This is a genomic window from Mucilaginibacter sp. P2_D11, assembly GCF_056404435.1.
The window spans coordinates 14,548-35,038 of the sequence record NZ_JBFUEA010000019.1; the positions used below are offsets into that span (position 1 = coordinate 14,548).

Genomic DNA, 20,491 nt, shown 5'->3' on the forward strand with positions numbered 1-20,491 from the left:
CTATGAAGGCGCAAAAAAATCTCTACCGTACGAATTTTTCCCTGATAACCGCTTTTTTGGTGCTCATAACAGTAACCCTTGTTATAGCCATATTCGTATCCTATAAGCTTACTTCCAAATATGTAGAGAACGAGTTTGCCAATAAAAAAACCGAGGTTTTAGAGCAAACCATAAAACCCTATTACGACTTTTTTCAGATACAAATACCCGAAATAACCTCCTACCAGGGCTTTTTAGATTCCGCTTCGGCGGCTAATTATTCCGATACCGTTTTTCGGGCCTATAACTTTGTGCGCAAAGTACTTTTCTACGATATAAAGATAGGCAGCCCCACTGCCGAACACCCGGAAGGCATTACGGTGAAAGACATATACCGCTTTAAGCCCAAACGTGGTGGCATTGCCGGGGTAAAGGATATGAGCTCTGCGAACGATGAGGATTTTAGGCAAATGGCTTTAAAGTTGAATACGTTCATCAATTCGGCAGATACATCGCGGGTGCCTACACAGGATGAGATATTCCGCACTTTTTATAATGTTACGCCGGATAAGATCAGCTATCTCAATATCCCGCGCAGGGAGGATATTCGCATATACCGTGCCTTGTTGAGGAGTAAGCGAAGCGATAATTTTGGCAAACAAAACATGATGACCTTTTCGCTCGATCCTCATTTTTTAAAAGTGGTCAACACACATAAAGAGCTTTATGAGGAAGTAACCATACAACCCGTTGTGTACGACCCGCTGAATGTGGAGCAGGAAAAAGTAATAACAGAAGCTGCCTTGCCGGGCGCATTCTCTAACTTTAAGCTATATTTTAGTTCGGAGCGGTCGCATGTTAATAAGGAGATAGAACGCAGGTACCTGCCCATTGGTGCTATACTGCTACTCATCTATTTTTTTCTGGTGCTGATTAGTTATCTCATTTACCGCAACCTTAATATAAACCTTAAAGTATTTAAGCTGCAGTACGATTTTATCAACAATTTTACCCACGAATTTAAAACGCCGGTTAGCGTTATAAAAATAGCCGGCTCTAACCTAAAAGGAGATGCAGAACTAAGCGAACGCCAGCGTAAACATTACGGTAAAATATTGGATGAGGAAGCCGATAAGCTCAACGAATTGATGAACAAGCTCCTGTCATTTACGCAATTGGAGAACCGTTCCATCAATGTAAAACACGAAGAAATAAACCTGCCCGAGTTTGTGAAGGGTTATATAGATACCTTTAAAATAAAATACCCCGATTTTAAGCTGCAATCGCAGGTGGAAGTTGCTAAATTTGAAAGCGATCCTGTGCTGATGGGGAGTGTGTTCCAAAATTTGATGGAGAACGCCTATAAATATTCGCACCCCGGTAAAAAAGAATTATCCATCACAATAAAACAGGATAAGCGTAATATTGTATTCTCTTTTGCCGATAAGGGGATAGGCATGGCCAAGTACGAGCAGGGCGATGTATTCAAGAAGTTTTACCGGATAGAGAACCAGTACAACCAAAACGGCAGCGTAGGCCTGGGGCTGGCTTTTTGCAAAGAACTGGTGAATTATATGGGCGGGGCCATAAGCCTGCAAAGCAAGATAAACCAAGGTTCTACGTTTATAATTACCTTGCCACTGGAAAGTTAGCAGAGAGCGGTTGGTGTCGCCACCGTCACCTTTAAAAGATGATAGAATAAAAGAAATGAATAAAGAAATTAAAATAGCGCTGGTAGAAGACGACGAAAACCTGAGATTTTTGGTTGCCGAGCGCCTGCAGAGCGAGGGTTACAAGGTGCTGGAAAGCGGCAACGGCGCCGAGGCCGAGAAAATGATATTAGCGGAACTGCCCGACATCGTGCTGCTGGATTGGATGCTGCCGGGTAAGCAAGGCTCAGACGTTTGTGCCGGCCTGCGCGAGCAGGGCTTCGATAAGCTCATTATCATGATGACCGCTAAGGCGCAGGATATCGATAAGATTGGCGCCTACAACTTCGGTGTATCTGATTACATCACTAAGCCCTTCAATATGGATGTGCTGGTGGCCATGATCGATAGCAAGATAAAATTCTCGCTCAACAACGAGAAACCCGAATCGCACAAGTTTGGCAATATGGAGCACCTGCCCAATACGCACTTGCTCATACGCGACGGCCGCAAAACCGAGCTCACCATTTTAGAGAACCGTATACTGCTTTATTTCCTCAAGAATAAGAACAAGGTTATCAATCGCGAAGAGCTGATGATGGAAGTGTGGGGCTACAATGCCGACGTAAACACCCGCACGCTGGATATGCACATCGTGCGCCTCCGCAAAAAGATAGAAAACAACCCCGATTCGCCAACGTACCTGCAAACGGTAAGGGGGATAGGGTATAAGTTTGTGTATTAAAGAGAGGAAATAAGTTGCCTGAATTTAGCGAAAGTGATAACTTCCGTATGATGGTATTTTGCAACCTCTAATAAAAGCTTGTCGCCGGTAACTAAGTAGTCAGCTTTAGAAAGGTTGCTTAATGCGAATAAATAATTATCCTTTTAATCGCTAACTATCAATTCAATCTCTGCAAGTTCGTAATTTGAGGTGAATGTGAAATAGATTTGGATGAGTTGTTCTATATCCAACCTATTGAAATATTTTTTGAATTTTTTACGTTGGGAAACCTCTGAAATTTCATTGAATAGCTCGGCGCATCCAGCAACATGGATTTGGTGCTTTTTAAGAAAGTATAGCAAGGATAAGTTTCTACTTATTGCAAGAGTCATCCAAATATTGCAGTCCAAAACAACAATCATCTTGACTTCTCGGCTCTCATAAGGCGAATTTCTTCGACTATTTCGTCCATAGTAGGTATCTCATCCTGTACGTTTCTGCTGTCAAAATCCTTTACCAATCTTTGGGCTTCCGTTTCCACAATCACCCCCAATTCCTTGAGGAGGGATTTTACCAATTTCGATTTCTTTTCAGGAACTTGTATCGTCAATCTTTCCATACCCAAATATAACGAAAAGTAATTCTTATTTCTTACACATCCTCGTCCCCACAAAATCCTTAAAAAACAACCTCGTTTCAACAAGCGAATAGCCATTTTTATCAAACTCGCCTTGCACATCCGGCAATCGCCACGATTGTACTCCGCAGAGCACCTTAAAAAATAACAGCATGCTTTTAAGCAACACAGCTTGCCACCACTTGCCCGTCAGTTGGAAATCGGTATTGAACCACAAGCCGCCTGGCTTAAGCATTTGGTGGATGTGGCGGAATGTAGCGGGCAAGGTTTTAGCCGCATAGTTATCGAAAAGGAAAGGCGTAATGATTACATCAAAAACCTGCGGCAACTCCACGTCCTCTATCGCTTTATTGATAAACTCTACCTGGTTTGCGCCAGCGTTACGTTTTTGTGACAGTGCCATCATTTTGGCAGATATTTCCACGTAGGTAATCCGCAGCCCGAAAGGGTGTACTTTGCTTATCTCTTCCAATATCCATCCCGTACCGCCACCGATAATCAGTACCCCGGCACCGGCGGGTATCTGCGGTAGAAAATAACATTGTGCTTTCATAAGCGTATCGCCGAACACCAGGCGCGATAGGCGGTCGTAAAAAGATGCCGAGTTATCGTAATTGCCTGCCATTGATTTGCTTATATTTTTTTAGGGTGGATTTACTATCTTTAGCTAAACTTAACCATTGCCCAATGAAATCCTTTTACTTTAAACCTTTGCTGTTTGTGTTGGTTTTATTTACAGCGCAAAATCTGCTTGCCCAAACGGCACCAACAGAGGATAAATATAATCGCAAAGAGGTAATGATACCCATGCGCGATGGTATAAAACTTTTCACGGTAGTCTACACGCCTAAGGACCAGCACGAAAAGCTGCCTTTTTTAATCACGCGTACGCCATACGGCGTTGCCCGCAGCCGCAGCCCAGAACGTAGCAGCTACACCCGGGATATGGCCGAAGATGGCTATATCTTCGTGGCGCAGGATATAAGGGGGAGGTACAAATCTGAAGGTGCGTTTGAGATGCAGCGTTTCAGCCGCGACAAAAACAAGCCCAACTCTATTGACGAAAGCAGCGATACCTACGATACCGTAGACTGGTTGCTGAAAAATATCCCCGATAACAATGGCAAGGCAGGCATGTACGGCATCTCCTACGATGGCTGGACGGCTCTCATCGGCGCAACGGACCCGCACCCCGCCATGAAAGCGGTGTCTGAGCAGGCTACCCCATCAGACATGTTCCTGGGCGATGATTTCCACCATAACGGGGCGTTTCGCCTGAGTTATGGCTTTGAATATGCCTTTATGGAGGAAGCCTCTCATACCGATACGCTTTACCAGTTTGGTACATACGATACTTACGATTGGTACCTTAAACTTGGTCCGCTATCCAACGTCAATAAAAAATACTTCCACAACAAACTCCCCAGTTGGAACGATTTTACTAAACACCCCAACTACGATAGCTTTTGGCAAAAGCAAGCGATGAAATTCAGGCTGGATCATCCGCGTATTGCCATACAGCATGTTGCCGGCTGGTGGGATCAGGAAGATTTTTACGGCCCGCAGAAAGCCTATGAGGTGCTGGAGCCACATGATACCAATAACCAAAACTATATCGTAATAGGGCCCTGGAACCACGGCGGTTGGGCCGGAGGCAATGGCGATAAGCTCGGCAATATTAAATTTGGTACCAACACGGGCGTTACCTTCCGTAAGGACATACAGGCGCGCTGGTTTGCTTGGTATTTAAAGGATAAGGGCGACGGCAAGTTTGCCGAAGCGATAACCTTCCAAACAGGCAGCAACATGTGGAAAGATTACACCAAGTGGCCGCCAAAGGAATCCATCATCAAAAACATCTACTTCCACAGCAACGGCAAGCTATCCTTTACCCCACCAACGGCTACTGAAGCTATTGCCGATAGTTACGTATCAGACCCGGCCAAGCCTGTGCCTTACCGCAGCCGCCCCATTGAGGAGACTTACGGGCCGGGTTCCCGCTGGTTTACCTGGCTTACCGAAGACCAACGCTTTGTAGATAACCGCCCCGATGTGCTCAGTTGGCAAACCGACACGCTAACCAACGATGTTACCATCACCGGCAACATAGCAGCAAAGCTATATGCATCAACCACAGGTACCGATGCGGATTGGGTGGTAAAGCTAATTGATGTTTACCCCGCCGAATACAAGCCCGAACTAAAAATGAGTGGCTACGAGTTTATGATTGCGAACGATGTGTTCCGTGGCCGGTTCCGTAAAAGCTTTGAGCATCCCGAACCCATAACACCCGGCAAAGTTGAACTATACACGGTAGACCTGCACGGCACTAACCACGTATTTAAAAAGGGGCATAGGATAATGGTGCAGGTACAAAGCACCTGGTTCCCCATTATCGACCGTAACCCGCAGCGTTACGTCCCAAACATCTTTGAGGCAAAAGCGAGCGATTTTATACCCGCCACGCATAAGGTTTATCATTCGGTGAAGTTTGCATCGGCTATTGCTTTGCCGGTGGTAGAATAGGGGTAACTAAAACCCGCCAAACAATGGCTATTCGTAAAAAAAATGTGCCCGGCTCTCAACCCGGGCACATCCTATATTCAACTAAATCCCGGTAATACCTTCCCGGATATCTTTACCCTTCATGGGCTTTATTTCTTTATCGGCGGTGGCACGCTGTCGCGCATAGGCACTTCCTTTCGCAGCATTTTTGCGGCATAGCCGGTGAGGTACAAATAATAATCATTGGGTATATCGTCTTCAACCGTTACGAAACTGCTGAGGCCCACCGGCGGGTTTTTAGATGATTTAAGAATGGCGGTACCCTCGTCTACCTCATCGAACATGGCTACGTACAGCATCGTCGCGCCGGCTTTAAGCGCGCCGTTTACTTGTTTCCAGTAAAATTTGCCACGGTTGCGGGGTATCTGGTTCTGGGGAGCGCGCGGGTTCATGTTATGCCAGCTAAAGCCCGGGAAAATGGTAGGCACGTATTCTATTTTGTTAACCCGGCACCAATCCATATCATCCGCAATACGCGCCTGGAATTTGGGGTAGGTATCCTCATTGAAACGGCCCACGAACCAGGGGTGCACGATATCAACTTTGCGCAGCAGATCGTGTAGGTGCTGGTCTTTCTCGGTATCGCTGCCGTAATCTCGCCAAAAGGTAGGTACGCCCAGCAGAACCGCGCAGCCGCCGTAAACCGGGTCGTTCTTCAGGAAATCGATGATGCGTTCTGCTTCGGCCAGGCCGTATTTTCGCCTGTCGTTGAAACCTACGCCCCAAACTGCCACCAGCGGCTTGCCCTTATGGTATAGCCAGCTTTGCTTGCTGCCGCGATTGGTAAGCTTCATACTATCGATCAGTTGCTTCCAGTCTTTGATGACCAGCGAATCGCCACCCGCCTGCATGCCCGAAAGATCATACATTACCGAGATGGCCCGGTGATATTGCTGCGCGTATTTAAGCGCATTGCCCAGCACCACGTTGTTGTGGGCACGACCGGCGGGCCGCTGCACATCGCTTATGAATCGCTGCACGAACACCCCATCCACGCCGTATTCCTTCATCCACCTGAAATGCGTTTCCGTAGATGATGCATCGTGCGAGCTGTATAGGTAAGCATCGCTGCCGTCGGCCAGTTTAAAAGGCGATTTATAGGTTTTGGGGTACTCCCTTACATCAGGCCAGACATCTATGTTGGTGCTCCCCGGCTCGAATTTTCCGTGCGACAGGTAATGGTTCCAGCCCCGGTTGCCGCCATCCCCCGGTGCATTGAACCAGCCCTGGTAACCCGCCATCACCAAACCTTTATAGCTTTTAAAAGCGGATGTTTTGCCGTGTTTGGATTGGGCGGATGCCAATAAAAAAGGGATTAGCAGGAGTAGTGTTAGTAAGCGCTTTTTCATGCTGGATATTTTTGGAACCGAATTTTATAGAATCGTTGGAATAGGCAGAATTGCGGAAGTTGTTTTTATTCATTTTTTGTCTGAACTCGAATTTTAAGGAATTTTTTGAATGGGCAGAATTGGTAAACGTTTGTGGGTTTAATTCTATAAATTCCGATAATTCCTTAAAATTCGAGTTCAGACAACTTCCCTATATTCCCCAGTCCTTATTCGGCTTAGGCCCCATTTCCAGCTCCAGTGTGCCGCCGGCCATTAGTTGCTCGTGGGTAAACCAGGGCTTGTTAAGCACTTCGCCGTTGAATTTTGCGCTTTGGATGTATTTGTTCACCACGCTGCAGTTATTGGCAATCATTTTAAATTGCTTGCCGCTTTGCAGGTTGATGATAACCTTGCTAAACACCGGGCTGCCAATGGTGTAAACCGGCTTGCCGGGGGTAACCGGGTAAAAACCCATGGAGGAAAACACCACGAAAGCCGACATGCCGCCGCCATCCTCATCGCCGGGGATGCCGAAGATGTTATCCTTGTACCAAACATCAAGCAAAAAGCGGATGCGTTTCTGGGTCTTCCATGGCGCGCCCACGTAGTTATACAGGTAGGGGATATGGAAGCTGGGCTCGTTGCCCATCGAATATTGGCCCACAAGGCCGGTAGCATCCGGGAATTTAGACCAGAATTCGTACTTGCTCCTATCCAGTCCTTCACGGAAGGTTTGATCTAAGCGAGCCTGGAATTTATCCTTGCCGCCCATCAGGCCGGCCAGCCCGTCAATATCATGCTGTACCTGCCACAGGTAAGTCCAGCCGTTGTTTTCGTCGTAAAAATCGCGTCCGCCCATGCCGCCATCGAATTTCGGGTCGATATTTATGAAATTGCCTGCGCTGTCCTTCGGTGTAAATAGCTGCTTATCGTTGTTCCACAGGTTTTTGTAGTTTAAAGCGCGTTTCGCAAAAGCTGCTGCATCTGCAGGTTTATTCAAATCCGTTGCCAATTGGCCAACTGCCCAGTCGTCGTAAGCGCCCCCCAGCGTAACCGCTACGGCCTGCCTTTTTTCGAAGGAATGCACTAAGGCTACGGTTTCTTTTTCGCCCTTCCTCAATGCCGGGAAGTATCCCTTGCTCAGGTAAAAATCGTCCAGTATGCTTTTGGGGCCATTTTCCCAGGGCAACATAGTGGCCTGGTTGGCATTCTTCAGCACGCCTTCGTAGGCTTTATCCACATCGAAGCCGCGGATGCCCTTTCGGTAGGCATCTAAAAACATCACGGTAGAGTGGAAACCGTTCATGCATGGGTTATCGCCAAACAGCACCGGGAAGGTGGGCATCCAGCCGCTTTGCTGATACATGTCTACGTAGGAGTTCAGCATATCGCTTTCCATGCCGGGGTTCAAAATAGTGCGCAGTGGGTGCAGGGCCAGGTAGGTATCCCAAACCCAATCGTCTACATAAAAGGGGCGGTTGCTATCATGTACTTTTTTATCGTAGCCACTGTAGTAATGCCCGCCTTCGTTGATGTTTACCATACGCTCGTTGCTGCGGTACAGGGCAGTGTAAAACGAGCGTCGTTGCGCTTCGGTGCCGCCTTCTATCTGTATCTGACCAACAACTTTGGCCCAGGCTGCTTTGCTGCTTGCAACAAGCGCATCGAAACCTACGCCCGTAAACTCGTCTTTAAAGTTTTGTTTGGCCTGTTGCGCGCTCACGTACGATATAGCGTATTTGAATTCTACAACATCTGGCGCAGCCGAGGTAAAGGTAATGAACGACTTAACGCCCTTACCCTCTGTTGTGGTTTGTTTAGACAAGGCGTCGTTCTGCACGGTACCTGCCGTACCTTTTGCGCTGAACTGCCCGTAAACGTAAACTTTGATATCGCCGTGGTAGGTTTCCATGCCCGTAAGCTCGTTGCCGTTGGCGAACGCCCATTTTGCGGCACCATCGTTATACACATCGAACAAAATGTTTTTAGCATCGCTTTTGGCCGGGAATGTGAACCGGTAGATGCCCACCTTTTTGCCGGGCGTAAAATCTACAGTTATGCCCTTATCTATTAAATAGGTTGAATAATGCCAGGGATGTATTACTTCCAGATCATGGTCGTAAGGCATTTTTTCGTCCCATGATGAGGTACTAAGCGCACCATTTATGGGTTTTATAGCGAATACCTCGCCCAGGCGGTGCGATACCATATTGAGCGGGAAGCTGGATATCTGGTCGTCGATGTAATCGGCCCGTTTGGGGTACATCCGTATCATTTGGTTGGGCTGGTGCATGGTAGGCCGGGTGGGCTCTAAAAGCTGCCCCACGCTGCCTATGCGCGGATCGATGTAGTTGAGGGTAGCATCATCGCCGGTTTGCGCGGATGCCGGGCCTGCCGATGCGATACTGAAAAAGGCACATAAAGATACCGCCCTTACCAAGCGGGAGTAATTGATAACCATCTGGTGAAATTTATAAAAGGTTTATAACACCAAATTTGCCGTAAAGGCTTAATGAATTATTAATAATTGATTAATTGAGGCAGAAAACTGCGTTGTAACGCATTTATTCGAGAATTGAATGGAAATCGCGCTCGAAAGACTCGCCGTAGATGGCCTTGTATTCTTTGTTGAACGTTTCGAATGCGTTTTTGGCCAGCGAGTGTTTACCCAGGTGCACCAGTGCTTTGCACTTCAATATCATGGCTTCCTCGTTCACCGGGTCGAAATAGAAGATATCGTTGGCCAGTTTGATCATGAATTCGGGGTCATCGGCTAGCCGGGTGCTGTTGGCGTACTGTATATAGCTGTCGATGATTTCGTTGGATACTTCGGATTTGAAGCTATCCAGCCATTCGTACTCGATGTTGGATAAAAAGTTGCCGCGCTGCGTGATATGCGTAAGTTGCAGTATCTTCTGTTTATCGAGCTTGTTTTTATTAGATACGATGTTGAGGTAGTTGTGATAATCTACCGATATGGCTGCGTAATCGATCTCTATCTTCCAGTAGCCTGTATCTTTTGATAAGTGGCAGCTGCCCATCTGCTCAAGCAATGTTTTCAGCTTCGCGATGTTTACCGAGCGGTTGTTGCGCGCGCTTTTCTCCGATTTATCGAACCATAGTATCTCGTTCAGTTTTTCGGAACTTACCCCACGGTGCAGCTTGATGGAGTAGAGCATAATCACCAAAAACAGCTCCTTTAACAAGGGTGTAAAGTATTTGGTAATCTCGTTACCATCTGGCGTAAACAATTGCAGGTCGCCGAATAAGAATATGGCATTTTTGTTGTTGGCTATGCGTACGTTCTCCTCTTCAGCGCCATCTGCCATGGTTATGTTTGCTGCGGGTTGGGGCGCAGGCACCAGCATGGTTTCCTCCGCAGGTTTTAATACGTCCAAAGGTAATATGGCACGTTTCCTCCGCTGGTATGCAATACCTGTAGCGACAACCAGGAAGCCTGCGATAGCTATCCAGATCCAACGGCTCGTGTGCTTTTCTACGGCCAGGTCGGCCGTGAGCGGCTCGGGCGGGCTAAGCAGCGAGTATAGCTTGATGCGTGTTTGGTCGTTATCCTTAAACAGCGTAACAGCAATAAACTGGCCGCTCTGCGGAAAATAGCTGATATCGGCAAAGGAATGGATATCATGGAACTGGTAGGGGATGGTATCGCCCACCAGGGTATAATCGGGTTTATCCAACGAGCCACGTATCAGCTGCAGGCTGGAGTTGAACTTGTGCTGCGGGAATATGAGCCCGTAGAAGGATTTATCTTTAGCGTTGATGACCAGCGAGTTCGCAAAGGCGAAATCTTCTTTTTTTACGGCGATGGTGAACAGCTTTTTAAAGGTTTGGTCCTTAACCGTGTAACGCATCATATCGTAAATATTGCGCGGGTTTACAATCTGCTGGCCCGATGCGCTGCCATAACCGCCAATAACGTATGCTGTATCGCCGGCAGCATTGGCCCCAAGCCCGGCCAGGTAGCGCGGGGTGAATACATCGCCCCTGGTTTTCACTAGCTGCCAGCTGTTGCTTGCAAAATCGTAACGTTTTACACTATCCTTATAAACTAACTGCCCGTAGCCACCTATGGTATAAATGCTGTTACCAGCCTTGTTGTAGAACTTATTGAGATGCCCGTTGTTGGTAGCAATGTTGGTGAAACCCTTATCCCAGCGATTGGTTGAAGGATCGTAAGTGCCCATATTCATCTGGTCTACATACAGGTAGTATATTTTGCCGTTTACGAATATGGCCTGTGCACCCGGCACCAGCAGTTGCTTGCCCGATGCATAAGCGATAGTTTTTATCTGCGGCACCTTGTTTACCGAGTATGTAACCAACGAATCGGGCGTAATGATGTACACCTCTTCGTTGGCGGCGCCGAAGGCTACGGTAGCATCGCCGGGCATGGTTATTTCTTTCTGCAGCAACCAGTTTCGATGGCGCGCTTTTACCCAAAGCGGGTTGGTTACCGTGCCATTATTTTGGTTGATGGTTTCGTTGGCGATGTTGCCTTGCCACTCGCTCAGCGGCCAGTTGGCAATGGCTTTGCCGTCCTGCAGAACGCTTACGTCGCGTAGTTTTAGGGGCGGTAGGTCGGTGGTTTGGTATTGGTGGTAAGCGTTGGCGCCGAACAGCAGCTTGTAGCTTTTGGCGCGCTGCAGGTGCACGCCCGCTTCGGTATAGCTTTCTTTGCCGACAATAACAGTTATTTTGTCGTTTTTATAATCGATAAGCAGGCGTAGTTTGTTCCATTGGCCAAACAACTGTTTCTCATCCAGGTTGAAGGATACTTTGGAGAGGCGCTCGCCTACGATGATCTTGAAATGGCGGGTGTTGGCCTGGTTATCGTAAACCAGATCGATATTTTGCTTGTCATCGCCCACCAGGCGCATGATGTAGCCGAAATAAATGGCGCGGTTGGAGATGAAAGAAAGGTCGAACGATACTTCGAGCTTGTCTTTTTGGGAAACGTTGTCGAGGCTTAGGTCGAGGGTGGTGCGTTTATCCTGCACAACTTCGTGGCTATTGAATGCAAGCCCATACGATTGCGCAGCAGCAGGCAATACAAACAGGATATTCAAAAAAATAACCGCAACTAATCCCGATAAAAAAATCCTCATGTTGATAAGTACCCGCTAAGCATCGCAACTTAAGTACCCCATAGTATAGTTTATAATTCGAGCCGGATGAACGATTACGGTTTAAGCGGCAGGGATGGCTAAATTACAATAAAAACGGTTCACATCAAGCGGAAATACGCGATAATAGCCAATTGCAAACGGCCCTAATGTGCAAAGCCATTGGCATGAATTTACCAATGGCTGATACGATTTTAACGATGGATTTTTTTACTTAACTAATTCAATGCACTTAATATCGCACCCAGTTTATTAGTTTTCTACAGTTTTTTAAACATCGATTTACCCCGTAATAATACTTTCATGCGCTGCCGCTTTAAAGATATATGGGTAACGGCCGTTTCGTTTTCATCAAAGTTTTGTTTATAAGTGGATATGACATCGCGATAGCTTAATACCCCAATCAATTTATGATTCTTTACAACCGGCAACAACTCAACTTCCTGTTGAGCCATTAATTCCACAGCGTTTCGCAGCGTAGCATTTGATTTAACCGCGGCAATGCCCGTTTTAGAGATACGCTCCAAAGTTGCAAGGCCACTATTCTTTACATCGTATACATCCGCAAGTTGTACAACTCCCCTAAATTCTGCCCGGTCATTTACAATCGCTAAAAAGTTTTCCCTAACCGGATTATTAGTTAACCACTCCTTTACCTGCCCAATACTCATGGCAGCATTCAGTTTTACATTCTCCGTCTGCATTACCTGCCCCACACTGATTTTTTGAAGCACGTCCGGCTCATAAGAATCGGGGGTAACAACACCTCGTCGCGCTATCTTTTCGGTCATAATGGTGTTCTCCATCAGAAAAAATGAAACAATGTACGATGCCGTACAAGCGCCCAATAAAGGAAGCAATGCGTGCGATTGCATGGTAGCTTCCAGCGCGAAAGTTATACTTGTTAAATAAGCCCGGGATGCGCCCGCAAACATTGCCGACATGCCGATTAAAACACCCATAGGTATACTGATGTCAACATTTGGAAACAAGCTTAATATAACCGAACTGATAATAGCCCCTGCCGCACCGCCGATAGTGAGTAACGGGGCAAGTGTACCACCGGATGTTCCGCTGCCCAGGGCGATGGCCCAGGAAAGAAATTTAAACAGGCACAAGCTTAAAATTAAGGCTAAAGGCACTTTACCGGAAAGCAGGCTGGTGATATTATCGTACCCTACCCCCAACGTATGCGGGTAAAAGTACCCTATAAGCCCTACCACCAAACCACCCATTGCCGGCCACCACATCCAGTGCACAGGTAATTTTTCAAACAAGTCCTCTATCACATATACTGCCTTGGTAAGCCCTAAAGAAAGAAAACCGATTAGGATACCTATAAAACTATAAACAGCCAACGCTAAATTGGAAGGCGTTTCTAAGGCTTGCATAGGGAATACCGGCCCTGCCTCGAACAGTAAATGATGGCCGGCGGCACCGGTAATGCAAGCTAAGGCTACAGGCAGGATAGCCTTTGGCGAAAATTCAAATAATAGCAGTTCAATAGCTAAAAAAACTGCCGCTATGGGCGTGCCAAATATTGCCGACATCCCCGCTGTTGCACCCGCCGCTAATATCACCTTCCGCTCGCTTGAGGTAATTTTTAATAATTGGCCAAGCGTTGACCCAAGCGCGCCACCAGTAGCTATAATTGGCCCTTCTGCACCAAACGGACCGCCTGTACCAATGGCAATGGCCGACGATATGGGTTTTAGAAAAGTGATAGAGGGCTTAATTTTACTTTGATTAACCAAAATCTGCTCCATAGCCTCGGGTATGCCATGACCCCTGATGGCTTTTGATCCATACAAAGCCATCAGCCCAACCAAAACACCACCAATGGCCGGCATAACTATCACCCAAGCACCCAAGTGATTGCCGGCGGGGCTTTGAAAACCCAAATCAAACGCGCCGTAAAAAGAAATATTGGTTACCAGGTTGATGAGCAGCACCAGGAATTTAGCTATAAAACTAATGGCGACCGCCACCAGCACCGCATAAATTGAAATTTTTACAAGTCGGTTTTTCTTGAAGCTTACGTATTTAACGTCTTCTTCGAGTGATTTTAGGATGGGGGAAATAGGAATGCTATCGTTCTTTTTATGCATTTTTTATTGTATAAACAATATTATTAACTAATTTTATAACAAAAATAACAACTAAATGTTGCATAAACAATAAAAATGCATTTTAACAAACAGCGTATCACCCTGTTTTATAGTTTAACCATTGCCAATAAACATGAAAGCTATCCATTATGTTGAGGATTGGGGCAACCGGCATCACCCGGCTGTTGTTGATGTTTTACGGATATTACTGGGCGCATTCTTATTAGCCAAAGGCTACATTTTCCTCCAAAACATGGCCTATTTAAGATGGATTCTTTCCAATCATGATTTAGCGGCATTGCCTTCAGAAGCCATGTCATTCATGATGTTCTATGTCATCTTCGTTCACATGACAGGCGGAACATTAATTATGCTGGGCATATCAACCAGAATAGCCTCCTTATTACAATTACCCATCATTGTTGCGGCCCTATTTGTAATCAATAATTTCAGATCCCCGTTGAATACAGAACTTTGGCTTTCTGTTGTAACCGGCGTGCTGTTATTGGTGTTTTTAGTGATTGGCTCAGGGCCATTTTCGCTGGACTATTATCTAACTGAAACAAAAGAGGAATGAGCCGATACACACATCGGTGGCCTGTACCATATTTATTTTTTGCAACTTCGTATAAATGAAAGAAACAAAGAACGGGTGCGATATCACAACTTGTTACCTGTGCACACATTGCATTAGCGATTGGAAACCGGCTATACCTGCTCATAAAACGAATTTTATGGTTAAAAAAGGGCAGCGTATCTTTAATGAGGGCGATTCGGTTACCGGGATATACTTTATTTTTTCGGGGAAGGTAAAAGTGCATAAAAGGTGGGATGATGAAAAAGAGATTATACTTCGTTTTGCGCAGACCGGCGACATTTTGGGCCATTTAGGATTAGGAAGCGACCCAACGTATCCCGTATCAACCACGGCGATAGAACCAACCATAGTTTGCTACATCGATCTGCCTTTTTTTGAATCTTCCTTACAAGTTAACACCAGGCTTACTTATTCACTGATGAAGTTGTTTGCAAACGAACTGCAGGAATCAGAAAAAAGGATGCGGAATTTGGTGCACATGCCCGTAAAAAAAAGAATAGCATTGGCCCTGCTTACCCTACAAAAGCAATTTGGTATAACCAAAGCCGGTACGATAAACATCGAGCTAACGAGGCAGGATCTTTCGTCTTTCGCGGCTGTATCTTATGAAACATTGTTTAAGGTAACTAACGAATTTATCCAAAACAATTGGATTACATCCAACGGCAAAACGATAAAAATCATTAACGAAGCTTTGTTAACGGCAATTACTCAGGATCTTAAGAGTGATTAACCCGGGCTATGGCATCACAATAATTTTCCTTCTGCCAATTTCGTCGCCCGCGCCGGTTTAGTTGCGCCGGCGCTGTTCATCAATAGATTTCCCGCAGCGCATGCTTCAAGCCAGGCGCGTGTATCGATCAGGGTTTCGCAAACTTGGTCTAATAGTGACGCTTTGCCACAAATTCGGTTTAAAATCCAAGTTGTTCAAAATTCACAGCCATCCTTTCTGTTGAATGCCTTAATACTGTTAAAGAACGAATAGGTTATTGCCAGTAGAACAAGGTGGCTACCTGTAAGCGTTTTATTTGCACACGTGTCTTATAAATGCGTGGAACCACCCTTTGAAAAACTATCTAAACGGATGGCTTATAGCTGATAATGAACTTAGTGTAACATATACATTACAGTTGCTAATATTTTACAAAAAAGGGAGAATTGCTTGTAACATTTTACCCACTTTCGCCTCCAATTACCAAATTGAACATTTATGAGACGAATAATTTTACTTTTAATAATCTTTTGTGCATCCTTTACTGCTAAAGCCCAGTTTGGGGTTGGCGGTGGCGGCGGCTCATCTGTAATAGGGAAGATATCCGGTACGATAGTGGATTCGCTTACCAAAAAACCGGTGGACTATGCAACGATAAGCTTATTCAAAAGCGGGGGCAAAGTGCCTATCAATGGCGTACTTACCGACGAAAAGGGCAACTTTAAGCTCGATAACATCAAATCGGGCAGTTACAAGATCACCATATCTTTCTTAGGCTACCAAACCAAAACTATCGATCCGGTTACCACTACCGCGAGCAAGCCCGATGCTAACATGGGCAGCATCATATTGCCGCCAAATGCGCGCGCCCTGAAAGAGGTGCAGGTGGTTGGCCAGCAATCTATCATCGAAAACAAGATAGACAAGATTGTTTACAATGCCGAGAAGGACCTTACAGCGGCCGGCGGCACAGCTACCGATTTGTTATCTAAAGTGCCTTTGGTTGCGGTGGATATAAACGGCAATGTGTCTGTACGTGGCGATAATAACGTTCGCGTGCTGATTAATGGCAAGCCTTCGGGCGCAACCGCGGCCAGTTTAAGCGACGTACTGAAATCTATCCCGGCCAGCCAGATCAAAACAATTGAGGTAATTACCTCGCCTTCAGCAAAATATGATGCAGAAGGTTCGGCCGGTATCATCAATATCATTACCAAGCAATCCAACGTATCAGGTTTAAGCGGCGGTATCAATACAGCTGTGGGTACACGCCAAAATAACGGTAACTTAAACTTAAACTATAACAAAAACAGGTTTAACTTTAATACCAACATTGGCGGTAACGCTTCGTGGCCGCAAAATACTTTAAACTCTTCTACCTACGAAAACTTTAAAAATCCGCAGTTTTCTACATCATCTGTAGGTACGGGCAGGCTTACCAGGCATGCATTGGTAGGATCGGTTGGTGCGGGTTACCAGTTTAATGGTTTTAATAGCATCAACACCACCTTTAAATTCAACCAGATTAGCTTTGGCAATACATCAATAAACGATATAACGTCTGCAAATCCCTACAGCAGCAACTCGGTATCTAATAATAAGATTGATGGGTTCGACTGGAATCTTGATTATACCCACAAATTCAAAAAAGAAGGAAGCGAGATTTCATTCTCTACCCAATGGAGCCGTAACTCCGGTATAACCGATTATACTAACATTTACACAGCACAACTGCCCAATATAAAGAATAACATTGATGGCAAAAGCAACGAGTACACGGTACAGTTTGACTACGTATTGCCGATAAACAAAGTGTTTAAACTGGAAGCAGGTGGTAAAAGCATCTTTAGAAGGATAAATAGCACGTCAGATTTTTACTCTTACGTCAATAACGATTTTGTAATTAACCCTGCAACCTCTAACGTTTACAAATATAACCAAAACGTATTGGCCGGTTATTCGGTGCTTACCACCACGTTGCCAAAAGGTTGGTCGTTATTAACCGGTTTCAGGTTAGAGAATACCGATATCCACGGCGAGCCATTTAATGCTAATCAAAACCTGGCACCGTTCGATCAGAACTACAATACCTATGTGCCAAGCTTAACAGTTCAAAAGAAGCTTAATGCGTCGAACACTTTAAAACTGGGTTACTCTAAACGTATTACACGCCCAAGCTTGCAGTTTTTAAACCCCTTTGTTAACCAGAGCAACATATTGGCGCAACAGGTGGGTAACCCTACGCTGAGCCCGGAAGTGTCGCAAACTATCGAACTGGGCTTAAACAGTTTTATTAGAACCTCTATCGTAAACGTATCGGTGTATTACAAACGCACATCGGGCTTAATAGAAGGTATAGCTGATACCATAACTGTGAAAACGATAGATCCGATTAGCGGTTTAGAGAAATCGCAGGGTGGTACCAGAACTACCTTCCAAAACGTGGGTAACAATAACTCGTTTGGCGGTAGCTTCTTCGGGACCATTAACCCTATAAAAGCTATCACCATTATTGGTAGCGTAAATGCCTATACTTACAAGCCGGATCCAACCGGCCGGTTCCTGAAAGATCAGAGTCAGAACGGTACGTACATCCAATACGGTGGTTTTTTAAGGGCAACCGCTACGTTACCAAACAACTTTATAGCAGAATCGTTTGTGTTCGGCACTTCATCACGCCGTACTATACAGGGCCAAACGCCAACCTTCAGCATCCTTGGTTTTGGCGTGCGCAGGCAGTTCATGCAGAAGAAAATGTCTGTTGGTGTGAATATTATCAGTCCTTTCTCCGAGTATAAAGGCTTTAATTCTAAAACAGAAGGCGCAGATTTCAGATCGACAAGTTCGTTCCAGTTGCCGTTCCGTTCATACGGTGTAACGTTTAGCTATAGCTTTGGTAAATTAAGCTTTAGCCAGCCTAAAAAGAGCGGCGTAAATAACGACGACCTTAAACAAGGCGACCAGGGCATGGGCGGCGGTGGCGCTCCTGCAGGCGGTCGATAGTTTTTAAGAATCAAGACGACAAGAACCAAGATTCAAGATAAAAGGCGAGCCCTCCGTTAATTCGGGAGGCTCGCTTTATTTTACCGGAGCCGGGAAAATAAAGCAAATTGCAAGCAAAACAATGGTGACAGCATTTTGACACCATCCAAAAATCACCAAGTGGCTGACTGTTAATTAATTGCAAGTGTTCACGGTGTTCACACGCCACACCGTGAACACTATTCTTCTACATTTATTCCTATCTGCTTCAGCAGCAATGATGCATTAAAGGTTTTGCACTCGCCATGCTTTATCTTGTAATCGAACAGCATCTCGCCGGCTATTACCTGTATATCGAAGTAGTAGTTGCGCACATAGCCGGGGTATTTATCCTCCAGCCGGGCAATCTGCAAATCGTGCGTGGCTACCATGCCTACGCCCTTTTTGCTGATGAGCCGCTCTATCACGGCTTTGCTGCCCAGGTATTTATCAACCGAATTGGTGCCACGCAGCATCTCGTCTATTAAAAAGAAAACCCGAGGTTGGTTTTCTACAGCGGCTAGTAGCATCTGCAGCCGGTCCAGCTCTGCTTTAAAGGTAGAGGTGCTTTCGTTGAGGTTATCTTTGATGCGCATATAGCTCACGATGTTGATAACCGATAACTCCATAGCCGCAGCGCAAACGGGCGCTCCCGCCAGCGCCAAAACGGTATTGATGCCGATGGTACGCAGGAACGTGCTTTTGCCGGCCATATTGCTGCCCGTGATGATATCAATGCTGAAGGCATTATTCAATTCGTAATCGTTATCTACCCGTTTGCCACGGATAAGCGGGTGGGCAATGCTTTTGGCGGTGAGGGTGTAACCTTCGGTATCGGCAATAACAGGGTAGGCCCAATTTGGGTAGTTGATGGCAGGAACTGCCAGGCTGATGAGCGCCTCGAATTCGGCAATTACGTCGAATGCAGTCTCGAAATTCTCGTGATTGGCTTTCTTCCAGTTTTCTATGGCAATAACCTGCCGGATATCCCACAGCAAAAACGCGTTCAGCAGCACGCCTACGATGATGTTGAGGTGATAGTTGAGCTTATCTATAAGCAAGCCTAACTGCCTGATGTTTTGGGAAGTATTATCCTCCTCAAGCTTTTGGGCGAGGCGGCTGTTTAACGCCGAGGCCCATTGCTGACGCTCGATTTTATCGAAAACGCCCGCGTAATTGCCCAGCACTTTACCAATCTTATCGGCAATAAAATCGGTTTTTTTGATGTATGCCGCTTTAGAGAATACTACGGCCAGGTTGGCCAGTGCAATAAAGATGGCTATGCCTTTAACAGCGGGGTAAAATATAGCGGCAATAATGGCTGCGCCCAATAGGTACGGAGCCGCTTTTGCGTAAGCGCCCAACCCTTTTTCGCCGGGCATGTTTAGGGGCATACGCAAGAATTTGAACAGGTTGCCTAGGCGGCCGGCATCCTGGTTATTGGCAAAAAGTAGCAGGGCCTGCAGCTCTTTCTTCCAGCTGTTTTTGGCGGCTATTTCTTTTACCGCATCCTGCCTTTGCCGTATTGTGGGCTTATCGGCGGGGGCAAGCAGCCATTGGGCTAGCTTTTGGTTGCCGTTAGCTGTGGCAGCCCGGTTTACCAACTGATACAATGATACGGGGCCTACGATATCCAGATCGGAAGCGTAAGAGTGCTTCTCATTGGCAAATTGCTGCCCGTTGCTGTACAGGTTAGCTCCAGTGCCAAGGCTGCCAAGTTCGTTATCGTTTATTTTCTTTAGGTCGAGGTAGTAATCGCGTAAGCGTTCGTATGCACCCTGCCGGGCCACCAGCCAGGCAAAAGCCAGCAGCAATAAAACGATGGATATGGCCATGATGCCGAAAGTATCCAGCGAGATGGTGAGGTACACCGAGAATAGCATGAGCGCGAATATGCCCAGGCGCAGCAGCGAGTAAATATTGGCTTTTTGACGGTATATGCCGGCCTGTTGCGCAGCCGATGCAGCGGCCTGCGTGTAATCGTTTAAAATATCCTGATCCATTAGCTATTGCAAGCCCTTATTTA

Annotated in this window: 13 protein-coding genes; 6 read left to right on the top strand and 7 right to left on the bottom strand. The window is 46.1% G+C overall.

Annotated features, from left to right (window positions below; genetic code table 11):
• Positions 1-2 precede the first annotated feature (2 nt).
• On the top strand, positions 3-1,631 hold the full coding sequence (locus tag AC1DXC_RS23665; protein WP_477461647.1) for a sensor histidine kinase: 1,629 nt from the start codon (positions 3-5) through the stop codon (positions 1,629-1,631).
• A gap of 55 nt (positions 1,632-1,686) precedes the next feature.
• On the top strand, positions 1,687-2,373 hold the full coding sequence (locus AC1DXC_RS23670; protein ID WP_477461648.1) for a response regulator transcription factor: 687 nt from the start codon (positions 1,687-1,689) through the stop codon (positions 2,371-2,373).
• Positions 2,374-2,516: 143 nt separating this feature from the next.
• Here the strand turns inward: AC1DXC_RS23670 and AC1DXC_RS23675 are convergent, their stop codons facing one another.
• Positions 2,517-2,774, bottom strand: coding sequence for a putative toxin-antitoxin system toxin component, PIN family (locus tag AC1DXC_RS23675; protein ID WP_477461649.1), 258 nt, complete (start codon positions 2,772-2,774; stop codon positions 2,517-2,519).
• Positions 2,775-2,996: 222 nt separating this feature from the next.
• Positions 2,997-3,614 (bottom strand): class I SAM-dependent methyltransferase, encoded by a 618-nt coding sequence (locus AC1DXC_RS23680; RefSeq protein WP_477461650.1) that lies wholly within the window; start codon positions 3,612-3,614, stop codon positions 2,997-2,999.
• A 62-nt stretch (positions 3,615-3,676) separates the two neighbouring features.
• Between AC1DXC_RS23680 and AC1DXC_RS23685 the strand changes: the two genes are divergently transcribed.
• On the top strand, positions 3,677-5,515 hold the full coding sequence (locus AC1DXC_RS23685; RefSeq protein WP_477461651.1) for a CocE/NonD family hydrolase: 1,839 nt from the start codon (positions 3,677-3,679) through the stop codon (positions 5,513-5,515).
• A 128-nt stretch (positions 5,516-5,643) separates the two neighbouring features.
• On the opposite strand, the gene AC1DXC_RS23690 is transcribed toward AC1DXC_RS23685, so the two are convergent.
• From AC1DXC_RS23690 to AC1DXC_RS23705, 4 genes are all read right to left on the bottom strand, one after another.
• Positions 5,644-6,903, bottom strand: a complete 1,260-nt coding sequence (locus tag AC1DXC_RS23690; RefSeq protein ID WP_477461652.1) for a glycoside hydrolase family 99 protein — start codon at positions 6,901-6,903, stop codon at positions 5,644-5,646.
• A 190-nt stretch (positions 6,904-7,093) separates the two neighbouring features.
• The gene (locus AC1DXC_RS23695; RefSeq protein WP_477461653.1) at positions 7,094-9,343 is read right to left on the bottom strand and encodes a GH92 family glycosyl hydrolase; all 2,250 of its coding nucleotides are present in this window, start codon (positions 9,341-9,343) and stop codon (positions 7,094-7,096) included.
• Positions 9,344-9,446: 103 nt separating this feature from the next.
• Complete coding sequence (locus AC1DXC_RS23700; RefSeq protein ID WP_477461654.1) at positions 9,447-12,008, bottom strand: Kelch repeat-containing protein; 2,562 nt, start codon at positions 12,006-12,008, stop codon at positions 9,447-9,449.
• A gap of 278 nt (positions 12,009-12,286) precedes the next feature.
• Positions 12,287-14,134, bottom strand: coding sequence for a chloride channel protein (locus AC1DXC_RS23705; RefSeq protein WP_477461655.1), 1,848 nt, complete (start codon positions 14,132-14,134; stop codon positions 12,287-12,289).
• Between the two features lie 133 nt (positions 14,135-14,267).
• Between AC1DXC_RS23705 and AC1DXC_RS23710 the strand changes: the two genes are divergently transcribed.
• The 3 genes from AC1DXC_RS23710 (at position 14,268) to AC1DXC_RS23720 (ending at position 18,447) form a co-directional block, all read left to right on the top strand.
• A complete protein-coding gene (locus tag AC1DXC_RS23710; RefSeq protein WP_477461656.1) occupies positions 14,268-14,711 on the top strand; it encodes a DoxX family protein in 444 nt (147 codons plus the stop codon).
• 157 nt (positions 14,712-14,868) lie between these two features.
• Positions 14,869-15,465, top strand: a complete 597-nt coding sequence (locus AC1DXC_RS23715; protein ID WP_477461657.1) for a Crp/Fnr family transcriptional regulator — start codon at positions 14,869-14,871, stop codon at positions 15,463-15,465.
• Positions 15,466-15,942: 477 nt separating this feature from the next.
• Positions 15,943-18,447 (top strand): TonB-dependent receptor, encoded by a 2,505-nt coding sequence (locus tag AC1DXC_RS23720; protein WP_477461658.1) that lies wholly within the window; start codon positions 15,943-15,945, stop codon positions 18,445-18,447.
• 218 nt (positions 18,448-18,665) lie between these two features.
• Here the strand turns inward: AC1DXC_RS23720 and AC1DXC_RS23725 are convergent, their stop codons facing one another.
• Positions 18,666-20,468 carry a MutS-related protein gene (locus AC1DXC_RS23725; protein ID WP_477461659.1) on the bottom strand — a complete coding sequence of 601 codons (1,803 nt, stop codon included), beginning with the start codon at positions 20,466-20,468 and terminating at the stop codon, positions 18,666-18,668.
• Between the last annotated feature and the right edge of the window lie 23 nt (positions 20,469-20,491).

Excerpts from the sequence above, each read along its gene's own strand:
- AC1DXC_RS23665 (WP_477461647.1), top strand. The coding sequence starts at position 3 with ATGAAGGCGCAAAAAAATCTCTACCGTACGAATTTTTCCCTGATAACC.
- AC1DXC_RS23670 (WP_477461648.1), top strand. The coding sequence starts at position 1,687 with ATGAATAAAGAAATTAAAATAGCGCTGGTAGAAGACGACGAAAACCTG.
- AC1DXC_RS23675 (WP_477461649.1), bottom strand. The coding sequence starts at position 2,774 with ATGATTGTTGTTTTGGACTGCAATATTTGGATGACTCTTGCAATAAGT.
- AC1DXC_RS23680 (WP_477461650.1), bottom strand. The coding sequence starts at position 3,614 with ATGGCAGGCAATTACGATAACTCGGCATCTTTTTACGACCGCCTATCG.
- AC1DXC_RS23685 (WP_477461651.1), top strand. The coding sequence starts at position 3,677 with ATGAAATCCTTTTACTTTAAACCTTTGCTGTTTGTGTTGGTTTTATTT.
- AC1DXC_RS23690 (WP_477461652.1), bottom strand. The coding sequence starts at position 6,903 with ATGAAAAAGCGCTTACTAACACTACTCCTGCTAATCCCTTTTTTATTG.
- AC1DXC_RS23695 (WP_477461653.1), bottom strand. The coding sequence starts at position 9,343 with ATGGTTATCAATTACTCCCGCTTGGTAAGGGCGGTATCTTTATGTGCC.
- AC1DXC_RS23700 (WP_477461654.1), bottom strand. The coding sequence starts at position 12,008 with ATGAGGATTTTTTTATCGGGATTAGTTGCGGTTATTTTTTTGAATATC.
- AC1DXC_RS23705 (WP_477461655.1), bottom strand. The coding sequence starts at position 14,134 with ATGCATAAAAAGAACGATAGCATTCCTATTTCCCCCATCCTAAAATCA.
- AC1DXC_RS23710 (WP_477461656.1), top strand. The coding sequence starts at position 14,268 with ATGAAAGCTATCCATTATGTTGAGGATTGGGGCAACCGGCATCACCCG.
- AC1DXC_RS23715 (WP_477461657.1), top strand. The coding sequence starts at position 14,869 with ATGGTTAAAAAAGGGCAGCGTATCTTTAATGAGGGCGATTCGGTTACC.
- AC1DXC_RS23720 (WP_477461658.1), top strand. The coding sequence starts at position 15,943 with ATGAGACGAATAATTTTACTTTTAATAATCTTTTGTGCATCCTTTACT.
- AC1DXC_RS23725 (WP_477461659.1), bottom strand. The coding sequence starts at position 20,468 with ATGGATCAGGATATTTTAAACGATTACACGCAGGCCGCTGCATCGGCT.